The organism is Pseudorhodoferax sp., from assembly GCF_047601025.1.
GTDB lineage: Bacteria > Pseudomonadota > Gammaproteobacteria > Burkholderiales > Burkholderiaceae_C > Pseudorhodoferax.
On the sequence record NZ_JASGJZ010000001.1, the window covers coordinates 3,516,436 to 3,538,315 of the forward strand.

At 71.7% G+C, this 21,880-nt stretch carries 13 protein-coding genes and 1 pseudogene; 8 read left to right on the top strand and 6 right to left on the bottom strand.

The window, feature by feature from the left end:
- Window positions 1-3: 3 nt before the first annotated feature.
- From QM782_RS16470 to QM782_RS16485, 4 genes are read right to left on the bottom strand one after another with little or no spacing between them, the layout of a single operon-like run.
- The gene (locus QM782_RS16470) at window positions 4-7,101 is read right to left on the bottom strand and encodes a beta strand repeat-containing protein (protein WP_415203983.1); all 7,098 of its coding nucleotides are present in this window, start codon (window positions 7,099-7,101) and stop codon (window positions 4-6) included.
- A gap of 28 nt (window positions 7,102-7,129) precedes the next feature.
- Window positions 7,130-8,299 (bottom strand): HlyD family efflux transporter periplasmic adaptor subunit, encoded by a 1,170-nt coding sequence (locus QM782_RS16475; RefSeq protein ID WP_415203984.1) that lies wholly within the window; start codon window positions 8,297-8,299, stop codon window positions 7,130-7,132.
- On the bottom strand, window positions 8,296-10,416 hold the full coding sequence (locus QM782_RS16480) for an ATP-binding cassette domain-containing protein (RefSeq protein ID WP_415203985.1): 2,121 nt from the start codon (window positions 10,414-10,416) through the stop codon (window positions 8,296-8,298). Before QM782_RS16480 ends, QM782_RS16475 begins: the two co-directional genes overlap by 4 nt.
- Window positions 10,413-11,834 (bottom strand): TolC family protein, encoded by a 1,422-nt coding sequence (locus QM782_RS16485; protein ID WP_415203986.1) that lies wholly within the window; start codon window positions 11,832-11,834, stop codon window positions 10,413-10,415. The genes QM782_RS16480 and QM782_RS16485 overlap by 4 nt, the downstream gene beginning before the upstream one ends.
- 114 nt (window positions 11,835-11,948) lie before the next feature.
- Between QM782_RS16485 and QM782_RS16490 the strand changes: the two are divergent.
- Window positions 11,949-12,397, top strand: a pseudogene (locus QM782_RS16490) (DUF4172 domain-containing protein); the annotation flags it as partial.
- A gap of 73 nt (window positions 12,398-12,470) precedes the next feature.
- Here QM782_RS16490 and QM782_RS16495 read toward each other — a convergent pair.
- Together QM782_RS16495 and QM782_RS16500 are read right to left on the bottom strand one after the other, a co-directional pair.
- Complete coding sequence (locus QM782_RS16495; protein WP_415203987.1) at window positions 12,471-13,109, bottom strand: FMN-binding negative transcriptional regulator; 639 nt, start codon at window positions 13,107-13,109, stop codon at window positions 12,471-12,473.
- 69 nt (window positions 13,110-13,178) lie between these two features.
- Entirely contained in the window at window positions 13,179-14,159 is a 981-nt protein-coding gene (locus QM782_RS16500) for a tripartite tricarboxylate transporter substrate-binding protein (protein ID WP_415203988.1), read from the bottom strand.
- 344 nt (window positions 14,160-14,503) lie between these two features.
- Between QM782_RS16500 and QM782_RS16505 the strand changes: the two genes are divergently transcribed.
- The 7 genes from QM782_RS16505 to QM782_RS16535 all read left to right on the top strand — a co-directional run bounded on the left by QM782_RS16505 (window position 14,504) and on the right by QM782_RS16535 (window position 21,767).
- Complete coding sequence (locus QM782_RS16505) at window positions 14,504-14,905, top strand: DUF4398 domain-containing protein (RefSeq protein WP_415203989.1); 402 nt, start codon at window positions 14,504-14,506, stop codon at window positions 14,903-14,905.
- A gap of 44 nt (window positions 14,906-14,949) precedes the next feature.
- Complete coding sequence (locus tag QM782_RS16510) at window positions 14,950-15,801, top strand: OmpA family protein (protein WP_415203990.1); 852 nt, start codon at window positions 14,950-14,952, stop codon at window positions 15,799-15,801.
- A 170-nt stretch (window positions 15,802-15,971) separates the two neighbouring features.
- On the top strand, window positions 15,972-17,495 hold the full coding sequence (locus tag QM782_RS16515) for an ABC transporter ATP-binding protein (protein WP_415203991.1): 1,524 nt from the start codon (window positions 15,972-15,974) through the stop codon (window positions 17,493-17,495).
- A complete protein-coding gene (locus QM782_RS16520; protein ID WP_415203992.1) occupies window positions 17,482-18,552 on the top strand; it encodes an ABC transporter permease in 1,071 nt (356 codons plus the stop codon). The genes QM782_RS16515 and QM782_RS16520 overlap by 14 nt, the downstream gene beginning before the upstream one ends.
- Entirely contained in the window at window positions 18,552-19,472 is a 921-nt protein-coding gene (locus tag QM782_RS16525) for an ABC transporter permease (protein WP_415203993.1), read from the top strand. The genes QM782_RS16520 and QM782_RS16525 overlap by 1 nt, the downstream gene beginning before the upstream one ends.
- Before the next feature lie 35 nt (window positions 19,473-19,507).
- Window positions 19,508-20,662, top strand: a complete 1,155-nt coding sequence (locus tag QM782_RS16530; protein WP_415203994.1) for a BMP family ABC transporter substrate-binding protein — start codon at window positions 19,508-19,510, stop codon at window positions 20,660-20,662.
- 67 nt (window positions 20,663-20,729) lie between these two features.
- Window positions 20,730-21,767, top strand: a complete 1,038-nt coding sequence (locus QM782_RS16535) for an adenosine deaminase (RefSeq protein WP_415203995.1) — start codon at window positions 20,730-20,732, stop codon at window positions 21,765-21,767.
- The last annotated feature ends 113 nt before the right edge of the window (window positions 21,768-21,880 follow it).

The window sequence follows — 21,880 nt, forward strand, 5'->3', positions numbered from 1 at the left end:
TGCTTAGATAAGCCCCTGGCTAGTGAGGACACCGGCCTGCATGCTTCCAGCAAAACCAACAACGACTTGCTGCGTAGGGTGGATTACACCACCCAAGGGGTTGCCGTTGATCGGATTTTGTTCATTCCAGCCGGCCCCGGTAACTCTATTGAGGGCGCCTCCGATATTTGTGCCCACTCCATTATTCAAAACCAGAATCAACACGTCACCGCCACCGGCCGTTTTCCATTCAATATTGTTGTACAAAAATGTACGATTAAGAAAATCAACAGTGCTCGTCTCCATTAACGCTGCCTGAGCGACTGGATTAACCCCTCTCATGGCGAAGCCATTGTTGCCCACCAAGATAATTTGGTCGTCATTTCCCAGATTGCTGGTGCCGCTCCAGTTAGCCCATGTCGCATTGAGGTTGGCCCCCGCTTGTGGAGTTGTATACAAATCTTTCGATATGGAGTCAACGCGAATGTAAATGGTATAGCTCGTATTCGCATCGAAGGTTCTGCCGCTATGATCCGAAGTCACACCCAGCACGTAGTCGAAGACGACAATACCTGCATTCGGACCATGACTCGGCCCGGAATAATCATCGGTGGTCGCCGCATTGCCGGCCAGATCGCTGGTGAATCCCTTGCCGATATCGATCTTGTCATCGGTCGTCAGCGCATCGAAACCCGGCTCGGCTTCCAGCACCGCTGCCTTGCTGGCGTTCAGCTTGATGGTCAGCGAGGTGGCGCTGGCCACCAGGGCGCTGTCGATGTCGGTCAGCGAGAAACCGATGCCGCTGCCGTTGCCGACGCCATTTCCGTCGATGTCCCAGGCCAGCTTGCTCCAGTTCAGCCGGTCCTTGACGTCGATGCCGAGCGTCTCGCCGGATGACAGCAGGGTGTCGAGGTTGGCGCCGCTCAGCGTCAGCGTGTCCGTCGCGGCATCGTAGGTGGCGCCGGTGAAGGTGGCGGTCGGCGCCGTGGTGTCGACGGTCAGGGTCAGGGTGGGGCTTCGGGCGCTTTCGTTGCCGGCGGCGTCGGTCAGGGTATAGCTGAAGGCGTGGATGCCCTCGGCGATCGTGGCTGTCGGGGTCAGCGTGCCGGCGACAAGGTTGTAAGTCGCGGCGACCTTGACGCCATCGACATAGAGCGACGGTGTGTCGGTGGTGTGGCCCGTGCCGACCCGGATGCCCGGGCGGGTGTCGTCGGTCGTGGCCGCCGTGCTGGCGGCGCTCTGGATGGTGCCCACGTCGTCCACATAGGCGGTGAGCGTGGTCGGCGTCGCCGGCGCCGTGGTGTCCACGGTGATGGTCCGCGCAGGGCTTTGGCCGCTTTCGTTGCCGGCAGGATCGGTCAGGGTCCAGGTGAAGGCGTGCGTGCCTTCGGCCAGCGCCGTGTCCGGGGTCAGCGTGCCGGCGACGGGGTTGTAGGTGGCCGCCACCTTGACGCCATCGACATAGAGCGACGGTGTGTCGGTGGTGTGGCCCGTGCCGACCCGGATGCCCGGGCGGGTGTCGTCGGTCGTGGCCGCCGTGCTGTTGGTGTTCCGAATGCTGCCGACGTCGTCCGCGTAGGTGCTGGGTGCGGCCGGCGTGGCGGGCGCCGTGGTGTCCACCACCAGGACCTGGGTGGCCGGGGCGCTGGCATTGCCGGCGGCATCGGTGGCGGTGGCGGCGACGCCGTTGCTGCCGTTGGCATCGATGTTGAGCACGCCGCTGGCCGGCGTGGCGGTACCGGTGTCGACGCTCCAGGCGCCGCCGCTGGTGGCGGTGGTGACGTAGGTGGCGCCGGCGATGACGACGGTGACGGTGGCGCCGGCCTCGGCGGTGCCGCCGACGACCGGGGTCGGGTCGTTGGTCAGGGCCGGCGAGGTGATGGCCACCGCCGGCGGCGCCGTATCGACGGCGATGGTCAGCGCCGGGCTCTGGCCGCTCTCGTTGCCGGCGGCGTCGGTCAGGGTATAGGTGAAGATATGGCTGCCGTCGGCCAGTGCGGCGGTCGGTGTCAGCGTACCGGCGACAGGATCGTAGGTGGCGGCCACCGGGACGCCATCGACGTAGAGCGACGGGGTGTCGGTCAGGCCTGCGCCGACCAGGATGCCGGGCCGGGTATCGTCGGTGAAGCTGGCGGTGCTGCCGGGGTTCGTGATGGCGCCGACATCGTCCGCGTAGGCGGCGGGCGCATTGGCAGGCGTGGCAGGCGCCGTGGTATCGATGACCAGGGCCTGGGTGGCCGGGCCGCCTGTGTTGCCGGCGGCGTCGGTGGCGGTGGCGGAGACGCCGTTGCTGCCGTTGGCGTCGATGGCCAGCACGCCGCTGACCGGCGTGTCCATGCTGATGTCGATGCTCCAGACCCCGCCGGTGGCGGTGGTGACGTAGGTGGCGCCGGCGATGACGACGGTGACGGTGGCGCCGGCCTCGGCGGTTCCGCTGACGACCGGGGTCGGGTCGTTGGTCAGGGCCGGCGAGGTGATGGCCACTGCCGGCGGCGTCGTATCGACGGCGATGGTCAGCGCCGGGCTCCGGCCGCTTTCGCTGCCGACGGCGTTGGCCAGCGTGTAGGTGAAGGCATGGCTGCCGTCGGCGACAGCCGTATCCGGGGTCAGCGTGCCGGCGACGGGATCGTAGGTGGCGGCGACCCGGACGCCATCGACGTAGAGCGACGGTGTCAGCGACAGGCCTGCACCGACCAGGATGCCGGGGCGGTTGTCGTCGGTGGCCGCCGCCGTACTGCTGTTGCTCGTGACGCTGCCGACGTCGTCCACGTAGGCGGCGGGCGCATTGGCCGGCGTGGCCGGGGCCGTGGTGTCGACGGTGAGGGTCAGCGCCGGGCTGGGCGCGCTCTCGTTGCCGGCGGCATCGGTCAGGGTCCAGGTGAAGGCGTAGGTGCCGTCGGCCAGCGCCGCGTTCGGGGTCAGCGTGCCGGCGACGGGATCGTAGGTGGCGGCCACCGGGACGCCGTCGACGTAGAGCGACGGGGTGTCGGTCAGGCCGGCGACGACCTGGATGCCTGGGCGGGTGTCGTCGGTGGCGGCCGCCGTGCTGCTGGGGTTCGTGATGACACCGACGTCGTCCGCGTAGCTGCTGGGCGCGGCGGGCATGGCCGGCGCGGTGGTGTCCACGGTCAGGGTCAGCGCGGGGCTCGGGCCGCTCTCGTTGCCGGCAGCGTCGGTCAGGGTCCAGGTGAAGGCGTAGGTGCCGTCGGCCAGCGCCGTGTCCGGGGTCAGCGTACCGGCGACAGCGTTGTACGTGGCGGCGACCTGGATGCCGTCGACGTAGAGCGAGGGCGCATCGGCCAGGCCCATGCCGACCAGGATGCCGGGCCGGGTGTCGTCGGTCGTGGCCGCCGTGCTGCTGGCGCTCTGGAGGCTGCCGACGTCGTCCGCATAGGCGGCGGGTGTGGCCGGCGTGGCCGGGGCCGCGGTGTCGACGGTCAGGGTCAGCGCGGGGCTCCGGCCGCTCTCGTTGCCGGCGGCGTCGGTCAGGGTCCAGGTGAAGGCATGGCTGCCGTCGGCGAGCGCTGCATTCGGCGTCAGCGTGCCGGCGACGGGATCGTAGGTGGCGGCTACCTGAACGCCGTCGACGTAGAGCGACAGGGTGTCGGTGTGGCCGGTGCCGACCAGGATGCCGGGCCGGGTGTCGTCGGTCGTGGCCGCCGTGCTGCTGGCGCTTTGGAGGCTGCCGACGTCGTCCGCATAGGCGGCGGGCGCGGCCGGCGTGGCCGGGGCCGCGGTGTCGACGGTCAGGGTCAACGCAGGGCTCTGGCCGCTTTCGTTGCCGGCGGCATCGGTCAGGGTGTAGGTGAAGGCGTAGGTGCCGTCGGCCAGCGCCGCGTTTGGGGTCAGCGTGCCGGCGACGGGATCGTAGGTGGCGGCCACCGGGACGCCGTCGACGTAGAGCGAGGGCGCATCGGCCAGGCCCGTGCCGACCAGGATGCCGGGCCGGGTGTCGTCGGTCGCCGTCGCCGTGCTGCTGGCGCTCTGGAGGCTGCCGATGTCGTCCACATAGGCGTTGGGTGCCATCGGCACGGCCGGGGCGCTGGTGTCGACGGTGAGCGTCAGCGCCGGGCTCGGCGCGCTCTCGTTGCCGGCGGGATCGGTCAATGTCCAGGTGAAGGCGTAGGTGCCGTCGGCCAGTGCCGTGTCCGGGGTCAGCGTGCCGGCGACAGCGTTGTACGTGGCGGCGACCCGGACGCCGTCGACGTAGAGCGAGGGCGCATCGGCCAGGCCGGTGCCGACCAGGATGCCGGGCCGGGTGTCGTCGGTGGCCGCCGCCGTGCTGCTGGTGCTCTGGAGGCTGCCGACGTCGTCCGCATAGGCGGCGGGCGCGGCCGGTGTGGCCGGGGCCGCGGTGTCGACGGTCAGGGTCAGCGCGGGGCTCCGGCCGCTCTCGTTGCCGGCAGCGTCGGTCAGCGTGTAGGTGATGGCATGGCTGCCATCGGCGAGTGCAGCGTCCGGCGTCAGCGTGCCGGCGACGGGGTCATAGGTGGCGGCGACCCGGACGCCGTCGACGTAGAGCGACGGGGTGTCGGCCAGGCCGGTGCCGACCAGGATGCCCGGGCGGCTGTCGTCGGTCGTGGCCGCCGTGCTGCCGGCGCTCTGGACGCTGCCGACGTCGTCCGCATAGGCGCCGGGCGCGGCGGGCGTGGCAGGCGCCGTGGTGTCCACCACCAGGACCTGCGTGGCCGGGGCGCTGGCGTTGCCGGCGGCATCGGTGGCGGTGGCGGCGACGCCGTTGCTGCCGTTGGCGTTGAGGTTCAACGTGCCGCTGGCCGGCGTGGCGGTGCCGGTATCGACGCTCCAGGTGCCGCCGCTGGTGGCGGTGGTGACGTAGGTGGCGCCGGCGATGACGACGGTGACGGTGGCGCCGGCCTCGGCGGTGCCGCTGACGACCGGCGTGGCCGCGTTGCTCAGCGCCGGCGAGGTGATGGATACCGTCGGTGCGGCGGTATCGACGGTGAGGCCCAGCGCGGGGCTTTGGCCGCTCTCGTTGCCGGCGGCGTCGGTCAGCGTATAGGTGAGGGCGTGGCTGCCCTCGGCGAGCGCCACGTCCGGTGTCAGCGTGCCGGCGGCGGGATCGTAGGTGGCGGCGACCCGGATGCCATCGACGTAGAGCGACGGGGCGTCGGCCAGGCCGGCGCCGACCAGGATGCCCGGGCAGGTGTCGTCGGTGGCCGCCGCCGTGCTGCCGGTGCTCTGGAGGCTGCCGACGTCGTCCGCGTAGCCGCCGGGCGCATTGGCAGGCGTGGCAGGCGCCGTGGTATCGATGACCAGGGCCTGGGTGGCCGGGCTGCTGGCGTTGCCGATGGCGTCGACGGCGGTGGCGGTGATGCTGTTGCTGCCGTTGGTGTCGAGGCTCAGCGTACCGCTGGCCGGTGTCGCGGTGGCGGTGGCGATGCTCCAGGTGCCGCCGCTGGTGGCGGTGGTGACGTAGGTGGCGCCGGCGATGACGACGGTGACGGTGGTGCCGGCCTCGGCGGTGCCGCTGACCACCGGCGTGGCCTCGTTGCTCAGCGCCGGCGAGGTGATCGCCACCGTCGGCGGCACGGTATCGACATAGATGGTGCGGCTGGCCGACTGGCTGGCGTTGCCGGCGGTTTGCGTGGCCGACAGGGTCAGCGCGCCCTGCGGCACGCCGGACAGGTCGGCGGCAGGAACGGCGACGCTCCAGCTGGTGCCGGCGACGGTGGCCGTGTAGAGGGCGCCGGCGATGTTCACGGTGACCGTCGCGCCGCTCGCGCAACTGCCGGTGAGCGTCAGGCCGGCCTGTGCTTCCGTGTGGTCCAGGCTGTTGTCGGTGGCGACGGCGTCGATCGACACCGCCGAGGACTGGCTGGTCAGGTCGGAGATGCGGTCGACCAGCGCGCTGCCGAAGCCGCTCGTGGCGACGGCGCCTTCGATCAGAAGGGCGCGGCCGGCCTCGGTCAGTTGCCCGGCGTCGAGTTGCGCGGCCAGCCGGGCCAGCATGCTGTCGGCGGTGGTGCCGGACTCGGCACCCGACAGGGCGGCGAGCAGGCGGCCGTAGTCGTTGGCCGCGGCGTTGTCGCGGCCTGCGGCATCGACGATGGCGTTCGGGGCGCTGCCGCCGACCAGGTCCTGGGGCAGGCCGACGGCATGGGCGACCGACTGGTTGGCGGCCTGGATCTGCCCGGCGGCGATGCCGGCCAGGCTGGTGGCGGCCAGGCCGTTGCCGCCGCCGGGCAGGCCGAGTTCGCGCACGGCCAGTTCGGAGAGGACGTTGACGTTGACGTCGTAGCTGCCGGGGCCGGGAATGACGGTGGCGGCGCGCAGGTCGATGGAGAGGTTCCTGGGCTGGCCGGCGGCTATGTCGAAGTAGTCGGGGTGGCTGGCCGAGGTGTCGAAGACGACGACGAGCACCGGGCCCGCATAGCCGCCGGGGAGGTCCATCGTGAAGGTGCCGTCGGCACGGACGGCGCTGCCGACGAGGACGGTGCCGTCGGCCCGGTAGGCGGCGGCCTGCAGGTCGTGGCCGGCGACGACCGGGCCGGCGACGACGACGTTGCCGTGCAGGATGGTGCGGGCCGGGGGCTGTTCCGGATCCTTGCTGCCACCACCGCCGCCACCGCCACCACCGCCACCACCGGCGGCGGCGAGGCCGCCGACGGCGAGGGCGGCGAGCAGCCCGGGGTGCATGCCGCCGGACGCGGTGGATGCGGGCAGCCAGGTCACCAGGCCGTCGCCGAGCTTGCCCAGGGTGTCGCTCATGGCGCTGTCCGAGGCGGCCAGGCGCATCAGCGCGTCGTGTTCGCCGTGGGCGTAGACCAGGGATTCGCCGCCGCTGGTGCTGGCGCCGGCGGCGGTGTCGGCGTCGATGACGTAGCCGGCGCCATCCTTGCCGGGCAGGGTGACGCTGCAGGCGCGATCGGCGCACTGGCCGTAGAAGTCCTGGACGACGACCTCGGTGCCGTCGGCGTAGCGCAGGTGAAGGTCGCTGCCCTGCCGGGTGGCGACGACGTCGGTGGCGTCCTGCGCACGGCCGTCGACCAGGTCCTGGACGCGGTAGTGCTGGCCCTTGGCGATCCTGACCAGGTTCTTCCGGCCAGGCTGGAGTGCTTGCGGGGTGCCCTGCTGCACGGTGATCTGCTTGGCGTTCGTCATGGTGTGCTCCTCGTCTCCGATATGGGTTTCAACGTTGTGTCAGCGCGCCGCTGAAGGCGCGGCCGATGGGTTTCATCAAGAAGTTGAGAATGCTGCGCCGGCCGGTCAGCACGTCTGCCGTGGCGGTGAGGCCGGGCTTCAGGTCCGCGGACTGGACACGGTTGGCCGGATGCCGTTGCGTTTCCGGCCAGTCGATCTCGACCTGTGCGCGGTAATAGGCCTGTGTCTGGCCATTGGCGGCCTGTTCGGTCAGGGTGTCCGGGCTGATGTAGCGCAGGCGGCCGTGGACGCTGCCGTAGATGCTCGCATCGAAGGCGTCGAAACGCAGCGTGACCGGCAATCCCGGTTTCAGCAGGCCGACGTCGGCCGGATTGACCTTGATCTCGACCAGCAGCTCGTCATCGACCGGGCTGATCTGCATCAGTTCGTCGCCGGGCTTCAAGACGCCGCCGACGGTGGTGACGCGGACCTGCTTGACGATGCCGTCCATCGGCGACACCAGGTCGGTGTGCTTCAGGATGCTCTGCCGCTCGTCGAGCTTGTAGCGGCTGGTCGACAGTTCGTCCTCGAGCTTGGCGATTTCGCTGCGGGTCTCCTGGAAGTACTTGTTCCGGGTCGCGTTGATGCGCGAGCGCAGGTCCAGCACCTGGCGTTCGGCGCGCATGACTTCGCTGCGGCTGATGTCGCCGCCCTCGTGGAGGGTGCGGGCCATCTTCAGTTCGTCCGCGGCGAGCTGCATGGCTTGCTGCAGGGTGGACAGTTCCTCGTCGAGGCTTTGCCTGCGCTGCCGGTAGATGCCCTGCTGGGCCGCGACGAAGTCCGGGTAGTCGCCGTATTCGCGGGCGGGGTAGTTGGGCGCCTGTCCCGCCAGTTCGGCACGGGCGCGAACGAGCGCGATGCGCTTGCTGGCGACTTCCGCCCGGCTTTGGGCGACCCCCGCTTCGGCACGGTCGGGTTCGAGTTCAGCGAGCTTCTGCCTGGCCTTGACGGCATCGCCCTCCCGGACGTGCAGGGCGGTGAGCATGCCCCCGTCGACGGCCTGGATGACCTGGGTGCGCGAGCCCGGGATGATCTGCCCCTGGGCGCGCACGGCCTGGTCGATCTCGAAGACGGCGGCGAAGCCGACCGCCAGTGCGACGGTGCCGGCCAGCAGCCAGAGGATGGGGTGGCGCCGTGGCGCGCTGGACGGGGTCTTCATGCGGCGACCCGGGGGGCGGGGGGGCGCAGTCCCCCTTGCAGGCGGGCGAGGATGGCATCGCGCGGGCCGTCGAGCAGGATCTGCCCGTTGCCGACGACGAGCAGGCGGTCGACGAGTTGTAGCATCTCGGGCTTGTGGGTGACGAGCACCAGGGTGTCCTCGGCGCGCAACTGCCGTTTCAGGGCGGCGAGGAGTTGCAGTTCGAGATGGCGGTCGAGCGACGCGGTCGGCTCGTCGAGCAGCCAGATCGTGGGGCGGCGCAGGAAAACGCGGGTCAGGTTGACCAACTGGCGCTGGCCGCCGGAAAGTCCGCTGCCGCCTTCGGCGATGGCCTGCTGCAGGCCGCTGGGATGCGGGGCGATCACGGATTCGAACAGCCCGGTCGTTCTGGCGGCGGCCAGGATGGCGTCGTCGCCCGGGTCGAGCAGGCCGAGGACCAGGTTGTCGCGCAGGCTGCCGCCGAGCAGCCGTCCGTCTTGCGGCAGGTAGCCGAGATGCTCGGCGAGCAGGGGCTTGGAGAGCTGCGCCAGATCCACGTCGTCGAGCCAGATCCGGCCTTCGCCCGGCTTGTACATCCCGGACAGCAGGCGCAGCAGCGTCGTCTTGCCGGCGCCGATCGCGCCGAGGACGCCGATTTTTTCACCGGCGCGGATCTGCAAGTGGCCGATCTTCAGCGCCGGCCTGCCGCGCAGGCTCATGACGACCTGCTCGCAGCGGTAGTGGCCGCGCAGGTTCTCGAGGTGAACCGGTTGCGACTGGCCGTGATCGTCCTCGAGTGTCCACAGCGCATCCAGCCCGCGCAGGGCCGCCTTGACGTTGGCCCAGGCGCCGATCTGCTGGCCGATCTGCGTCACCGGGTTGAGGACGCGCCCGGCCAGGATGGAGCAGGCGATCAGCCCGCCCAGCGTCAGCTCGCTGCGGCTGGCCATCCAGGCGCCACATGCCATGAGCAGGACATAGGACACCTGTTGCGTGGCGAGTGCGCCGTACAGATTCTTCTCGTTGAGATGGCGCATCTGCTGGTCGACGTCGCGGGCGGTGTCGGTGCTGGCCAGCCAGCGGCCGAGCATGCGCCAGCCGCCCTGGCCGGACTTGATGATCTCGGCGGCTTCCACGCTTTCGACCAGCAGGCCGGTCTTCAGGTTGGCCGTTTCCTGGCTTTGCTCGGCCAGCTTGCGCATCCGCGCGCCGTGCCACAGGCCGCGGGCCAGCGACAGGGCGAAGAAGATCAGCGGAATGAAGGCCAGCGGGCCGGCGATGGCCGCGATGACGGCGGCGAACACGAGGGCGAAGGGGGCGTCGATGGCCAGTTGGGTCAGCACGGCGACGAGGAAGGCCCTGACGCTTTCGTAGCCGCGTAATTGGCCGGCCAGGGTCCCCACGCTGGCCGGCATCTGGTCGAGCCGGATGGACAGGAAGCGCAGATAGACGGCGCGGGCCAGGCGCTGGTCCACCCGGTCGATGAGCCTGTCGTACAGGCGCGAGCGCAGGCGCTTGGTCAGGTATTCGAGGCCGATCGCCAGCAGGATGCCGAGGGTCAGGACGCCCAGCGTCTGCGTGGCGCCCGTGGGGATGACCCGGTCGTACAGCTGCATGCTGTAGAAGGAAATCAGCAGGCCGAGGAAGGCCAGCAACAGGCCGCCGACGCCGGCTTCCGCGAGCAGGCCCTTGTGGGCCAGCATCTCGTCGAGCACCAGCTTGAGGACCGGGCTGCTGGTCGCCCGGTAGGGCGGCTGCAGGCGCAGGGTGGCGATCCGGTATCCGGAAAGCCCGTCGTGTGCGGTCTCCCGCCAGCGCTGGTCGGCCGGGTCCGGCCACTCGCCGATCCACCGGCCCACCGTGTTGCGGCCACGCAGGATGCCCCAGCGGCCGTCGGGGGCGGCCAGCAATGCCGGCAGGTCGGCGTCGTCGGGGGCGTCGTACCAGCGGGCCGGCCGCAGCTGCAGGTGGTCGGTGACGGTGGCCAGCTGCGCCTGCGGTGTTGCCTGGCCCAGGGCCGAGCTGGCGGCTTCCTGCAGCGCCAGGCGGTCGACGGCTTCGCGCTGCAGCGCGGCGAGCCGGACGAGCACCAGGAGCAGCGGCGGAGGGGCCAGCGTCGCGGCTTCGTCGCGCATCATCGGAATGTTCCCGTCGGAGGGGGCGCCGATGGCTCGGCGCCGGACGCTGCCTGCCTGGCAGCCAGGGCGTCGTCCAGAACACCGTCGACGCCCTGGGCGAGCAGCGTCAGCCGCCAGCCGGTCAGGTACTGCGCGCCGATGGCGTCGGCAAGCTGGGCATCGTTCTGGGCGAGTTCGCGGGCGGCATTCATCAGGTCCTGCCATTGCTTGCGTCCGGCCAGGAACTGCCGTTCCCAGGAAGCGGAAACCTCGGCCGCCGAACGGCGTGCCCGTTCCAGTCCGGCGCGCCGGGTTCCCGCGGTCCGGAACAGGATGAGATCGCCCTGGATCTGCTCGTCGATGGCCAGTTGCTGGGCCTCGATGTCGTCGCGGGCGGCGTCGTGGCGGGCTTGCGCCGCCTGGATGCCGGAAAGACTGGACAGCCCGCCGCCGAAGGCGGTGCTCATGCCGACGAAGACCCGGTTCTGCGGAGCCTGGCTGGCGGCGTTGAAGCTGCCCCACTGGCGCTCCACGCGCACATAGATCTCCGGGGACAGGGCGGCGCGGGCAATGCCGATCTCCGCTTCGGCCACCTTGGCCTGGGCGTGGGCCTTGATCAGCTGCGGACTGTGCTGGCGGGCGGAAGCCAGCAGGGGGTCGAGGTCGAGCTCCGTGTCGAGATGGGGCGGAAGCCGGGCGTCCGGCGATTCCGCCGCGAGTTGCCGGCCCACGAGCAGCCGCAGTCTGTCCAGCCCGGTGTCGCGCTGGGCGCGGGCCGACTGCAGATCGGCTTCGATGGCGTCGAGGCGGGAATGCGCGAGATGGACGTCGGCCTGGGCGGAGGCGCCTTCGCGGGTGCGCCGCTCGACCATCGCGAGCAGGCGGGCATGGACGTCGCGGCTTTGCCGGTAGGCGTCGAGCTTGAGCTGGGCCACCAGGATGTCGCTGGCGCTTTCCACGATGCGCAGCGCCAGGCGCTGGCGGGCCGTTTCGAAATCGGCCTGGGCGGCCAGGGCGAGCGCCTGCGCCCTGTCGAGATGGCCGGACAGGCGGCCGCCGGTCCACAGCGGCTGCTGCAGGCGAACGGTGGTGACCGTGTTGCCGCCGCGGTAGACGGCATCGTTCTGGCCCGTGCCGGCACGTTCCGACGCGATCGACGGGGTCGGCCAGAACGACCACCGTGCGGCCGAGACGCCAGCTTCGGCGGCAGCCTGCAAGCCTTGCTGGCTGCGGATCGAGGGGTGGTGCGCGATGGCTTCGCGGAGCAGGGCGGGAATGTCGGCCGCTGCTGCGGACGTGCTGCACGGGCAGGTCGCCAGCAGGGCGACGAAGCTGAGAGCCGTTGACCAAGACGATCCATGCCGGGAACGGGCCTGGATCGTGCCGCATGGAGGGCGTGTTTCCCGAAACAGGCCCGCGCGGATGGTCTTAAGCTTCAACTTGTTCTCATTTTGGGCGAAAAAACTTTCAGATTATTGCAATATTGTCGCTAGATTTTCGATGCGCATATCCGTTCCGCGCGCACTTCCAGCCGCTCCAGCGGCCCGGCGGGCGCTCGTGCCGTGGGCGACCTGTTCCTCGCGTGCGCCGACGGCAGCCCGCAACGCTTCTACAGCCAGTCGGCGCAGATCCGGCGCGAGCGCAAGGACTTGCGACGACGTGCCGGGGCGCACCTGGAGGGGCACGCTCGAGTCATGGGCTGGTTGCCGTGGTGTCTCGGCGCATTCGGCCGCGCCGTCGCCCGTGCGCACGGCACGGCTCTGGACGCTGTGCTGGCGAAGGCACGCTTCTGGCAACGCCGGGCCGGCACGCCGTTGAACGAGCGGCAGGTGCAGCTGCCGGGCCGCCTGCGCGAGGGCCCGGCGGGCCGGCTCACCAGCCGCAAGGGGCCGCCATCGCCAAGTGCTCGCCCGACACCGCCCTGCGCGACATCACGCAGTTGCCGGAGCAAGGCGTGCTGAGGAAGTCGTCCGGCGGCGGGCGCAGCACGGCGTACGCGCTGGCGTACTGGAACGCATCGGCGGGCGCGCCCGGCCCGGTACGGCACGGATGCGCCTGCGTCGTCGCCACCGCCCTCAGAGCGGCGGCGGCGCCTGCCGCATCGCCTGCGCCAGCGCGTCGCGGCCCTGTGCCTGCAGCGCTTCGGCCGCGCCCAGACGGTCGCGCGCGTCCTTGTTCTGGCTCAGCTTGGACTTGGCCTCGACGCGCTCGACCGCGATCTCGATGCCGACGATGGCCGCGAGCATCGCGTCCAGGTAGTCCGGCGGCGCGTCGCCCATCTTCCAGGGCGTGCCGGCGCCGGTGCCGGCCTCGTGCGCCTGCGTGAGCCGCGCGACCACGCCGCGCACGAAGCGTTCGTCGTCGCGGATGGCGATGCGCCCGTGCAGGTGCACGACCTGGTAGTTCCAGGTCGGCACCTGGCGGTGCGCCTCGTGCTTGCTCGGGTACCAGTTCGGCGAGACGTAGGCCTCGGGCCCGCGGAAGATCGCCAGCACCGCATCGCCGTCGCGGCACTGCCGCCACAGCGGGTTGGCGCGCGCCACGTGCGCGCGCAGCGTGCCGTGCGGGCCTTCGGCCGGGGCGTACAGGAAGGGCAGGTGGTGGGCGTCCAGCCCGTCGGCGGTCTGCACGACCAGCGTGCCGAGCGGGTGCGCGCGCAGCAGGCGCTCGATCTCGGCGCGGCGCTGCTCGGCGAAGTGGGGCGAGTTGTACATGGCGGGCGGCCGGGGGCCGGTGTCAGGCCGCCGCCCGGCCGGCGCGCGGTGCGGCGGCGTGCGGCGGGCTCATGGCTGGTAGCCCGAGGTGCGCACCACCGGCGCCCACTGCGCGCGGTAGGCCTTCAGCATCGCGGCGGTCTGCGCCTGCGTGGCGGCCACGGGGAGCATGCGCGCGTCGGTGAACTTGCGGCGCACCTGCGGGTCCTGCATCGCCTCGTGGATCGCCTGCGCCAGCCGCGCGGCCTTGGCGGCGGGCATGGCGGCCGGCGCGAAGAAGGTGTTCCAGCCCAGGGCGGTGAGCTCCAGCCCGGCCTCCCGGAAGGTCGGCACGCCGGGCGCGAAGGCCGACCGCTGCGCGCCCGACATGGCCAGCACGCGCAGCTTGCCGGCCTCGTGCTGCGGCAGCAGCACGTCGAAGGTGTCCACGGCCACCGGCAGCTGGCCGCCGATCAGGTCGCCGATGGCCGGGGCCGAGCCCTTGTAGCCGATGACCTCGGTGCGCACCTGGGCCTTCTCGCCCAGCATCAGCGCGAAGAAGTGCGGCAGGCTGCCGGTGGCCGGCACGCCGACGTTGGCCTTGTCGGGGTTGGAGCGCAGCCAGGCCAGCAGGTGCGACAGCTCCTTGACCGGCACGGCGCTGCCGACCGCCAGGCCGAACTCGTAGTCGTTGACGTGCGCGACGGGCTGGAAGTCGCGCTCGGGGTCGTAGCCGCTGTCCTTGAACACCAGCGGCGCGACCACCATCACGGCCGGGTTGGCCAGCATCAGCACGTTCTGGCCGGCCGCGGCGTCCTTGACCTGCTGGGCCGCCAGCCGTCCGCCGGCGCCGGCCTTGTTCTCCACGATGACGGGCACGCCCAGCCGGGGCGCCAGCGCGTCGCCGACGATGCGGGCCACGCGGTCGGTCGCGCCGCCGGGGGCGTAGCCCACCACGATGCGCAGCGGGCCGCCGCCTTCCAGCGGCTGGGCCCGCGCGGCGGTGCCGGGCAGGGCGAGCAGCGCGGCCAGCGCCAGGGCGGCATCGCGCCGCGGAATCGGTCGGGGCATGGGATCTCTCCTTTCGTCGTCGGTGGCGGGGCGGCCTCGCCGCGGCCGCGTGCCGGCGAGCATAGCGCCCGGGCCGCGGGCGCCCGCCGTGGCCCGACCAGCCGGCCGCGGATGCGGTGCGCGGGGGTGGCGCCGGAGCGCCGGGAACCGTCCAGCGCGCCGGCCCGGACGGCCGGCCGTGACGGCGGCGTCGCGCAGCGGATGGCGTGTTCGGCCTACAGCGCCTGCCGGCGCCGTGGGATGGCCGCGCCGGCGCGCGCCGGGGAGACTGCGCTCCCGGGCCGTCGCCGGCTTGCGCTCCGCGGCCTGGCACGACTTCCCCGATTCCACAACGAGGACGCACCATGATCCAAGACGCACTCCTTCGCCACCGCACGATGCGCCCGGCCGCCGCGGCGCTGGCCGTGACGGCCGCCCTGCTGCTGGGCGCCTGCGCCAGCAAGGGCCCGCCGCCGGTGGACGCGCTGGCCTCGGCCCGCGCCGCGGTCACGCAGGCCGAGGCCGCGCAGGCCGGCCAGCTGGCGCCGGTCGAATTGTTGGCCGCGCGCGAGAAGTTGTCCCGGGCCGACGCGGCGATGGGCACCAAGGATTTCGCACAGGCCCGCCGCCTGGCCGAACAGGCGCAGGCGGACGGCCTGCTGGCCGAACGCAAGGCCCGCGCCGAGCGCGCGCGCCAGGCCGCCGTGGAGCTGGAGCGCTCCAACGCCGCGCTGCAGCGCGAGGCCACCCGGGGCGCGCCGCAGTGAGCCCGCCGCGCCGCTCCACCGCCCGACATTCCGAGGACACCGACATGCAGAACATCCGCACCATCCCCCGTTTCCACCGCGGCCTGGCGCTGGCGCCGCTGGCGGCGCTGCTGCTGGCCGCCTGCGCCTCCGCGCCGCCCAGCAACCCGGCGGTCGAGGAGGCGCGCAGCCTCTACACCCGCGCCGCCAACGACGCCGACACCGCGCGCAGCGCGCCGGTGGACCTGCGCCGCGCCCAGGAGGCGCTGGCGCGCGCCGATGCGGCGCTGCAGGGCGGCGACGACCCCGGCACGGTCGAGCACTACGCCTACCTGGCGCGCCAGAGCGCGGCGACCGCGCTGCAGTCCGGCGAGATCGCGCGCGCCGATCAGGCGGTGGCGACCGCGTCCGAGGCGCGCAACCGCATCCTGATCACCGCGCGCGGCGCCGAGGCCGAGCAGGCCCGCCGGCAGGCCGAGCAGCAGAGCGCGGCGGCGCAGGCCGCCCAGGCCCGCGCCGACAGGCTGCAGCAGGAGATGGCGGCGCTGCAGGCGCAGCAGACCGACCGCGGCATGGTGCTGACGCTGGGCGACGTGCTGTTCGACACCGGCCGCGCCGAGCTCAAGCCCGGCGCCTTCGCCACGCTGGACCGGCTGGCCGCGTTCATGCGCGACCACCCCGAGCGCCGGCTGGAGATCGAGGGCCACACCGATTCCACCGGTTCCGATGCGCTGAACCTGGCGCTGTCGCAGCGCCGCGCCGAATCGGTGCGGGCCGCGCTGGTCAACCGCGGCGTGGACGGCGCGCGCATCACCACCAAGGGCCTGGGCAAGGCCGTGCCGGTGGCCGGCAACGACACGGCCGAAGGCCGCCAGCGCAACCGGCGCGTGGAGATCGTGATCTCGCAGGCGCGCTGACGGCGCCCTGGCGCGGCGGCCGCGCCCGCGGGGCGGCCGCCGCGCAGCCAGCGGCCGAGGGGCTGGCGCGGGCGGCGTGGGCACGTAACATCGCCCCGTCTGCCCACTTCTGGTGCATCCACATGGCATCGGGCTTGCAGGAGAGGCGGGCACCGGAGCTGCTGCACACGATGACGACCCCACGCCTCGCCCTGACCCGCATCACCAAGCGCTACCCGTCCGTGGTGGCCAACAGCGACGTGTCGCTGACCGTGCAGCCCGGCGAGACCCATGCGGTGCTCGGCGAGAACGGCGCGGGCAAGTCCACGCTGATGAAGATCATCTACGGCGCGGTCAAGCCCGACGAGGGCCAGGTGTTCTTCGACGGCCGCGAGGTGCACGTGCGCAACCCGCAGGAGGCGCGGGCGCTGGGCATCGCGATGGTGTTCCAGCACTTCAGCCTGTTCGACACGCTGTCGGTGGCCGAGAACGTCTGGCTCGGGCTGGACCGGCATCTGACGCTCGCCGAGGTCACGCGGCGCATCGCCGCCAAGGCCGCCGAGTACGGGCTGGACGTGGACCCGGCGCGGCCGGTGCACACGCTGTCGGTCGGCGAGATGCAGCGCGTGGAGATCATCCGCGCGCTGCTGACCGACCCGAAGCTGCTGATCCTGGACGAGCCGACCTCGGTGCTGACGCCGCAGGCGGTCGACAAGCTGTTCGTGGTGCTGAAGAAGCTGGCGGCCGAGGGCTGCAGCATCCTGTACATCAGCCACAAGCTGCACGAGATCCGTGCGCTGTGCACGGCCTGCACCGTGCTGCGCGGCGGCCGGGTGACGGGCGTGTGCGACCCGCGCCAGGAGAGCAACGCCTCGCTGAGCCGGCTGATGATCGGCGCCGAGCCGCCGGCGCTGGAGCACCGCGCGCCGCGTACCGGCGCCGTGGCGCTGGAGGTGCAGGGCCTGACGCTGGCGCGCGAGGACCAGTTCGGCGTGGACCTGGACGGCGTGTCGCTGTCGGTGCGCGGCGGCGAGGTGGTCGGCATCGCCGGCGTCTCGGGCAACGGGCAGAAGGAGCTGCTGGCCGCGCTGTCGGGCGAGGACCGGCGGGCCGATCCGGCCATGGTGCGGCTGTTCGGCCAGCACGCCGGGCGGCTGCCGCCGGGGCGGCGCCGTGCGCTGGGCCTGCACTTCGTGCCGGAGGAGCGGCTGGGCCGCGGCGCCGTGCCGACGCTGAGCCTGGCGCAGAACCTGCTGTTGACGCGCAACGACGCGCTGGGCCCGGGCGGCTGGATCCGCACCGGCCGGCTGCGCGCGCAGGCCGAGAGCATCATCGTGCGCTACCAGGTCAAGGCCGGCGGGCCGCAGTCGGTGGCCAAGTCGCTGTCGGGCGGCAACCTGCAGAAGTTCATCGTCGGCCGCGAGATCGACGCCCATCCGAAGCTGCTGATCCTCTCGCAGCCGACCTGGGGCGTGGACGTGGGCGCCGCCGCGCAGATCCGCGGCGCGGTCCTGGCGCTGCGCGACGCCGGCTGCGCGGTGCTGGTCGTCAGCGAGGAGCTGGAGGAGCTGTTCGAGATCAGCGACCGGCTGTACGTGATCGCCAAGGGCCGGCTGTCGCCGCCGGTGGCCAGGGCGCAGGCCACGGTGCCGCAGATCGGCGAGTGGATGTCCGGCCTGTGGGCGGGCAGGGAGGCGGGCCATGCTGCGGCTTGAGGCGCGCCCCGAACCGTCCCGGTTCTGGAGCTTCGGCTCCCCGCTGCTGGCGCTGGCGATCACGGTGCTGGTCGGCATGCTGCTGTTCGCCGCGCTGGGCAAGGACCCGCTGCGCGGCCTCGGCGTGTTCTTCTGGGAGCCGCTGCGCAGCGCCTACGCGCTGGGCGAGCTGATGCTCAAGGCCACGCCGCTGCTGATCATCGCGCTGGGGCTGTCGGTGTCGTTCCGCTCCAACGTCTGGAACATCGGCGCGGAGGGGCAGTTCGTCATCGGCGCGGTCTGCGCCGCCTGGGTCGCGCTGCAGGCCGGCAAGGCGACGACCGGCTGGATCGTGCCGGCCATCCTGCTGGCCGGCGTGCTGGGTGGCATGGCCTGGGCCGGCATCGTGGCGCTGCTGCGCGACCGCTTCAACGCCAGCGAGATCCTGGTCAGCCTGATGCTGGTCTACGTGGCGATCCAGCTGCTGGGCTGGCTGGTGCAGGGGCCGTGGAAGGACCCGATGGGCTACAACTTCCCGCAGAGCAAGACCTTCGAGGCGGTGACGCAGGTCCCGCGGCTGATGAAGGGCTCGCGCGTGCACGTGGGCCTGCTGATCGCGCTGGCCGGCGTGGCGGCGCTGTGGGTGTTCCTGTTCCGCACGCGCGCCGGCTTCGCCCAGCAGGTCGGCGGGCTGGCGCCGGCGGCGGCGCGCTACGCGGGCTTTTCCTCGCGCCGGGCGCTGTGGATCGCGCTGCTGACCTCGGGCGGCGCGGCCGGCCTGGCCGGCGCGCTGGAGGTGGCCGGCCCGGTCGGCCAGCTCACGCCCTACGTGCCGGCCGGCTACGGCTTCGCCGCCATCATCGTGGCCTTCGTCGGGCGGCTGCACCCGGTCGGCATGGTGTTCTCGGCGGTCCTGATGAGCATGTTCTACATCGGCGGGGAGCTGGCGCAGTCGCGCCTGGGCCTGCCCAAGTCGCTGACCGGGGTGTTCCAGGGCCTGCTGCTGTTCACGCTGCTGGCCTGCGACACGCTGATCGCCTACCGCGTGCGGCTGGCCAGGCCGGGGAGGGCCGCGTGATGGATGCGTACGCACTGCTGCTCGCGGCCACGCTGAACGCCGGCACCGTGCTGGCGCTGGCCGCGCTGGGCCTGCTGATCAACGAGAAGGCCGGCATCATCAACCTGGGCGCCGAAGGCATGATGCTGTGCGCGGCGATCGCCGGCTTTGCCGCGGCGGTGCACAGCGGCAGCACCTGGGTCGGCTTCGCGGCCGGCATGCTGGCTGGCGCGGCGCTGGCGGCGGCCTTCGGCGTGCTGGTGATCTGGCTCAACGCCAATCAGTACGCGACCGGGCTGGCGCTGAGCCTGTTCGGCGCGGGCTTCTCGGCCTTCGTCGGCGCGCCCTACGTGCAGGAGCGGCTGCCGGCGCCGCCGCGCTACCCGATCCCGGTGCTGTCGGACATCCCGTGGATCGGGCCGGCCCTGTTCCGCCACCATCCCCTGGTCTACCTGGCCATGGCGCTGGCGCTGGCGCTGATCTGGTTCCTGGCGCGCACGCGCGCGGGGCTGGTGCTGCGCTCGGTCGGCGAATCGCCGGAATCGGCCCATGCGCTGGGCTACCCGGTGCGGCGCATCCGCTTCCTGGCAGTGCTGGCCGGCGGCGCGCTGTGCGGGCTGGCCGGCAGCTACCTGTCCGTGGCCTACACGCCGCTGTGGGTCGAGGGCATGGTGGCCGGCAATGGCTGGATCGCGCTGGCGCTGACCACCTTCGCCACCTGGCGGCCGGCGCGCGTGCTGCTGGGCGCCTACCTGTTCGGCGGGGTGGGGCAGTTGGGCTTCTTCCTGCAGAGCCAGGGCGTGCAGGTGGCGAGCCAGTTCCTCTCGATGCTGCAGTACCTGGCGCCCGTGGTGGTGCTGGCCGTGATCTCGCGCAACCCGGCCTGGATCCGCGCGAACATGCCCAGCGCCATCGGGAAGCCCTTTTATCCCGGCTCATAATGCCCCGCTGTTTTTTGTTGCAACCAGGAGATTCCATGACCGACCAGAACCGACGTTCGCTGCTGCGCGTGGCAGCGTTGAGCGCCGTGGCCGCCGCCGCGCTTGCCGGCTGCGGCAAGAAGGAGGAGCCGGCCCCGGCTCCGGCCGAAACGCCGGCCGCCGCGCCGGCGCCGGCCAAGGCCGAGCCGCTGCGGATCGGCTTCGTCTACGTCGGTCCGGTGGGCGACGGCGGCTGGACCTTCGCGCACGACAACGCGCGCAAGGCGCTGGAGAAGGAATTCGGCGACCGCATCAGCACCACCTTCGTCGAGAACGTGCACGAGGGCCCGGACACCGAGCGCGTGGTGCGTGACCTGGTGGGCCAGGGCGACAAGCTCGTCTTCACCACCAGCTTCGGTTTCATGGAGCCCACGCTGAAGGTGGCGCAGGACCACCCGGAGGTGAAGTTCGAGCACGCCACCGGCTACAAGACCGCGCCCAACCTGCGCACCTACGACAGCCGCACCTACGAGGGCGCCTACCTGGCCGGCGTGATCGCCGGCGCCATGACCAAGACCGGCACGCTGGGCGTGGTCGGCTCGGTGCCGATCCCCGAGGTGCTGCGCAACATCAACAGCTTCACGCTGGGCGCGCAGTCCACCAACCCCAAGATCAAGACCAAGGTGGTGTGGGTGAACGACTGGAACAGCCCGCCCAAGGAAACCGAGGCCGCCACCGCGCTGATCAACGGCGGCGCCGACGTGCTGTTCCAGAACACCGACTCGCCCGCCGTGCTCAAGACCGCCGAATCCATGGGCAAGCGCGCCTTCGGCTGGGACAGCGACATGACCGCCTACGGCCCCAAGGCGCACCTGGGCTCGGCCGTCATCAACTGGACGCCGTACTACATCAAGGCCACCAAGGACGTGCTGGACGGCACCTGGTCCACCGGCGGCGCCTGGTGGGGCGTGAAGGAGGGCGCGATCGACATGGTCTCCATCGCCGAGGACGTGCCGGCCGAGGTCAAGGCCAAGGTCGAGGAGGTCAAGAACGGCCTGAAGGACGGCAGCTTCGCGATCTGGAAGGGCCCGATCCAGGACAACGCCGGCAAGGAAGTGCTGGCCGCGGGCGCCGTGGCCGACGACCAGTTCCTCACCGGCATCAAGTTCTACGTCAAGGGCGTGGAAGGCAAGGTGCCCGGCGACAAGTGAGCCCCGGCCGCCGGCCGTGCTGTGAAGGGGGCCGCACGCGGCCCCCTTCCCGTTTCTGGAGGAGTCCATGATGAACGTCAAGCCCATCCCCGCCGAGCACCTGCCCGAGCTGCTGCGCGGCATGCCCAAGGCCGAACTGCACATGCACATCGAAGGCTCGCTGGAGCCCGAGCTGATCTTCGCGCTGGCGCAGCGCAACGGCGTCGCCATTCCCTACGCCAGCGTGGAGGAGCTGCGCCGCGCCTACGCCTTCACCAACCTGCAGAGCTTCCTGGACATCTACTACGCCGGCGCCTCGGTGCTGTTGACCGAGCAGGACTTCCACGACATGGCCTGGGCCTACCTGCAGCGTGCGGCGGCCGACCACGTGTTGCGCGCCGAGATGTTCTTCGACCCGCAGACGCACACGGCGCGCGGCGTGGCCATGGCGACGGTGGTCGACGGCCTGCACCGCGCCTGCCAGGACGCGAAGGCCAAGCTGGGCGTGGACGCCGCGCTGATCCTGTGCTTCCTGCGCCACCTGAGCGAAGAAGACGCCTTCGAGACGCTGGAGCAGGCGCTGCCGTACCGCGACAAGCTCATCGGCGTGGGCCTGGACTCCAGCGAGGTCGGCCACCCGCCCGAGAAGTTCGCGCGCGTGTTCGCGCGCTGCCGCGAACTGGGCCTGCACATCGTCGCGCACGCCGGCGAGGAAGGGCCGCCGGCCTACGTCTGGGCCGCGCTGGATGTGCTGAAGGCCGAGCGCATCGACCACGGCGTGCAGAGCACCAGGGATCCGGCGCTGATGCGGCGCCTGGCCCAGGACCGCATCCCGCTGACGGTGTGCCCGCTGTCGAACCTGAAGCTCTGCGTGTTCCCCGACCTGGCGCAGCACAACCTCGGCGTGCTGCTGGACGCGGGCCTGGTCGCCACCGTCAACAGCGACGACCCGGCCTACTTCGGCGGCTACGTCAACGAGAACTTCGTGCAGACCTTCGCGGCCACCGGGCTGACGGCGCAGCAGGCCTGGCAGCTGGCGGACAACAGCTTCGCGGCGAGCTTTGCGCCGGCGGCGGACAAGCAGGCCTGGCGCGAGCGGGTGCGGGCGTATTTCGAGGGGTTCTGACGACGTGGACCGTGGGCGCTTCGTGGCCGGGCCGCCCGGGCCGGGGCACCCGTCGCTGCCGCTTGCTGCCTGCGCCCCTCGCTGAACGCTCGGGATGCCCTGCGGGGCTCGCG

What these genes read in the sequence shown, in the direction of transcription:
- QM782_RS16520 (WP_415203992.1), top strand. Translation starts at nt 17,482, where the DNA reads ATGCTGCGGCTTGAGGCGCGCCCCGAACCGTCCCGGTTCTGGAGCTTC.
- QM782_RS16495 (WP_415203987.1), bottom strand. Translation starts at nt 13,109, where the DNA reads ATGTACAACTCGCCCCACTTCGCCGAGCAGCGCCGCGCCGAGATCGAG.
- QM782_RS16525 (WP_415203993.1), top strand. Translation starts at nt 18,552, where the DNA reads ATGGATGCGTACGCACTGCTGCTCGCGGCCACGCTGAACGCCGGCACC.
- QM782_RS16535 (WP_415203995.1), top strand. Translation starts at nt 20,730, where the DNA reads ATGATGAACGTCAAGCCCATCCCCGCCGAGCACCTGCCCGAGCTGCTG.
- QM782_RS16480 (WP_415203985.1), bottom strand. Translation starts at nt 10,416, where the DNA reads ATGATGCGCGACGAAGCCGCGACGCTGGCCCCTCCGCCGCTGCTCCTG.
- QM782_RS16515 (WP_415203991.1), top strand. Translation starts at nt 15,972, where the DNA reads ATGACGACCCCACGCCTCGCCCTGACCCGCATCACCAAGCGCTACCCG.
- QM782_RS16470 (WP_415203983.1), bottom strand. Translation starts at nt 7,101, where the DNA reads ATGACGAACGCCAAGCAGATCACCGTGCAGCAGGGCACCCCGCAAGCA.
- QM782_RS16500 (WP_415203988.1), bottom strand. Translation starts at nt 14,159, where the DNA reads ATGCCCCGACCGATTCCGCGGCGCGATGCCGCCCTGGCGCTGGCCGCG.
- QM782_RS16510 (WP_415203990.1), top strand. Translation starts at nt 14,950, where the DNA reads ATGCAGAACATCCGCACCATCCCCCGTTTCCACCGCGGCCTGGCGCTG.
- QM782_RS16530 (WP_415203994.1), top strand. Translation starts at nt 19,508, where the DNA reads ATGACCGACCAGAACCGACGTTCGCTGCTGCGCGTGGCAGCGTTGAGC.
- QM782_RS16505 (WP_415203989.1), top strand. Translation starts at nt 14,504, where the DNA reads ATGATCCAAGACGCACTCCTTCGCCACCGCACGATGCGCCCGGCCGCC.
- QM782_RS16475 (WP_415203984.1), bottom strand. Translation starts at nt 8,299, where the DNA reads ATGAAGACCCCGTCCAGCGCGCCACGGCGCCACCCCATCCTCTGGCTG.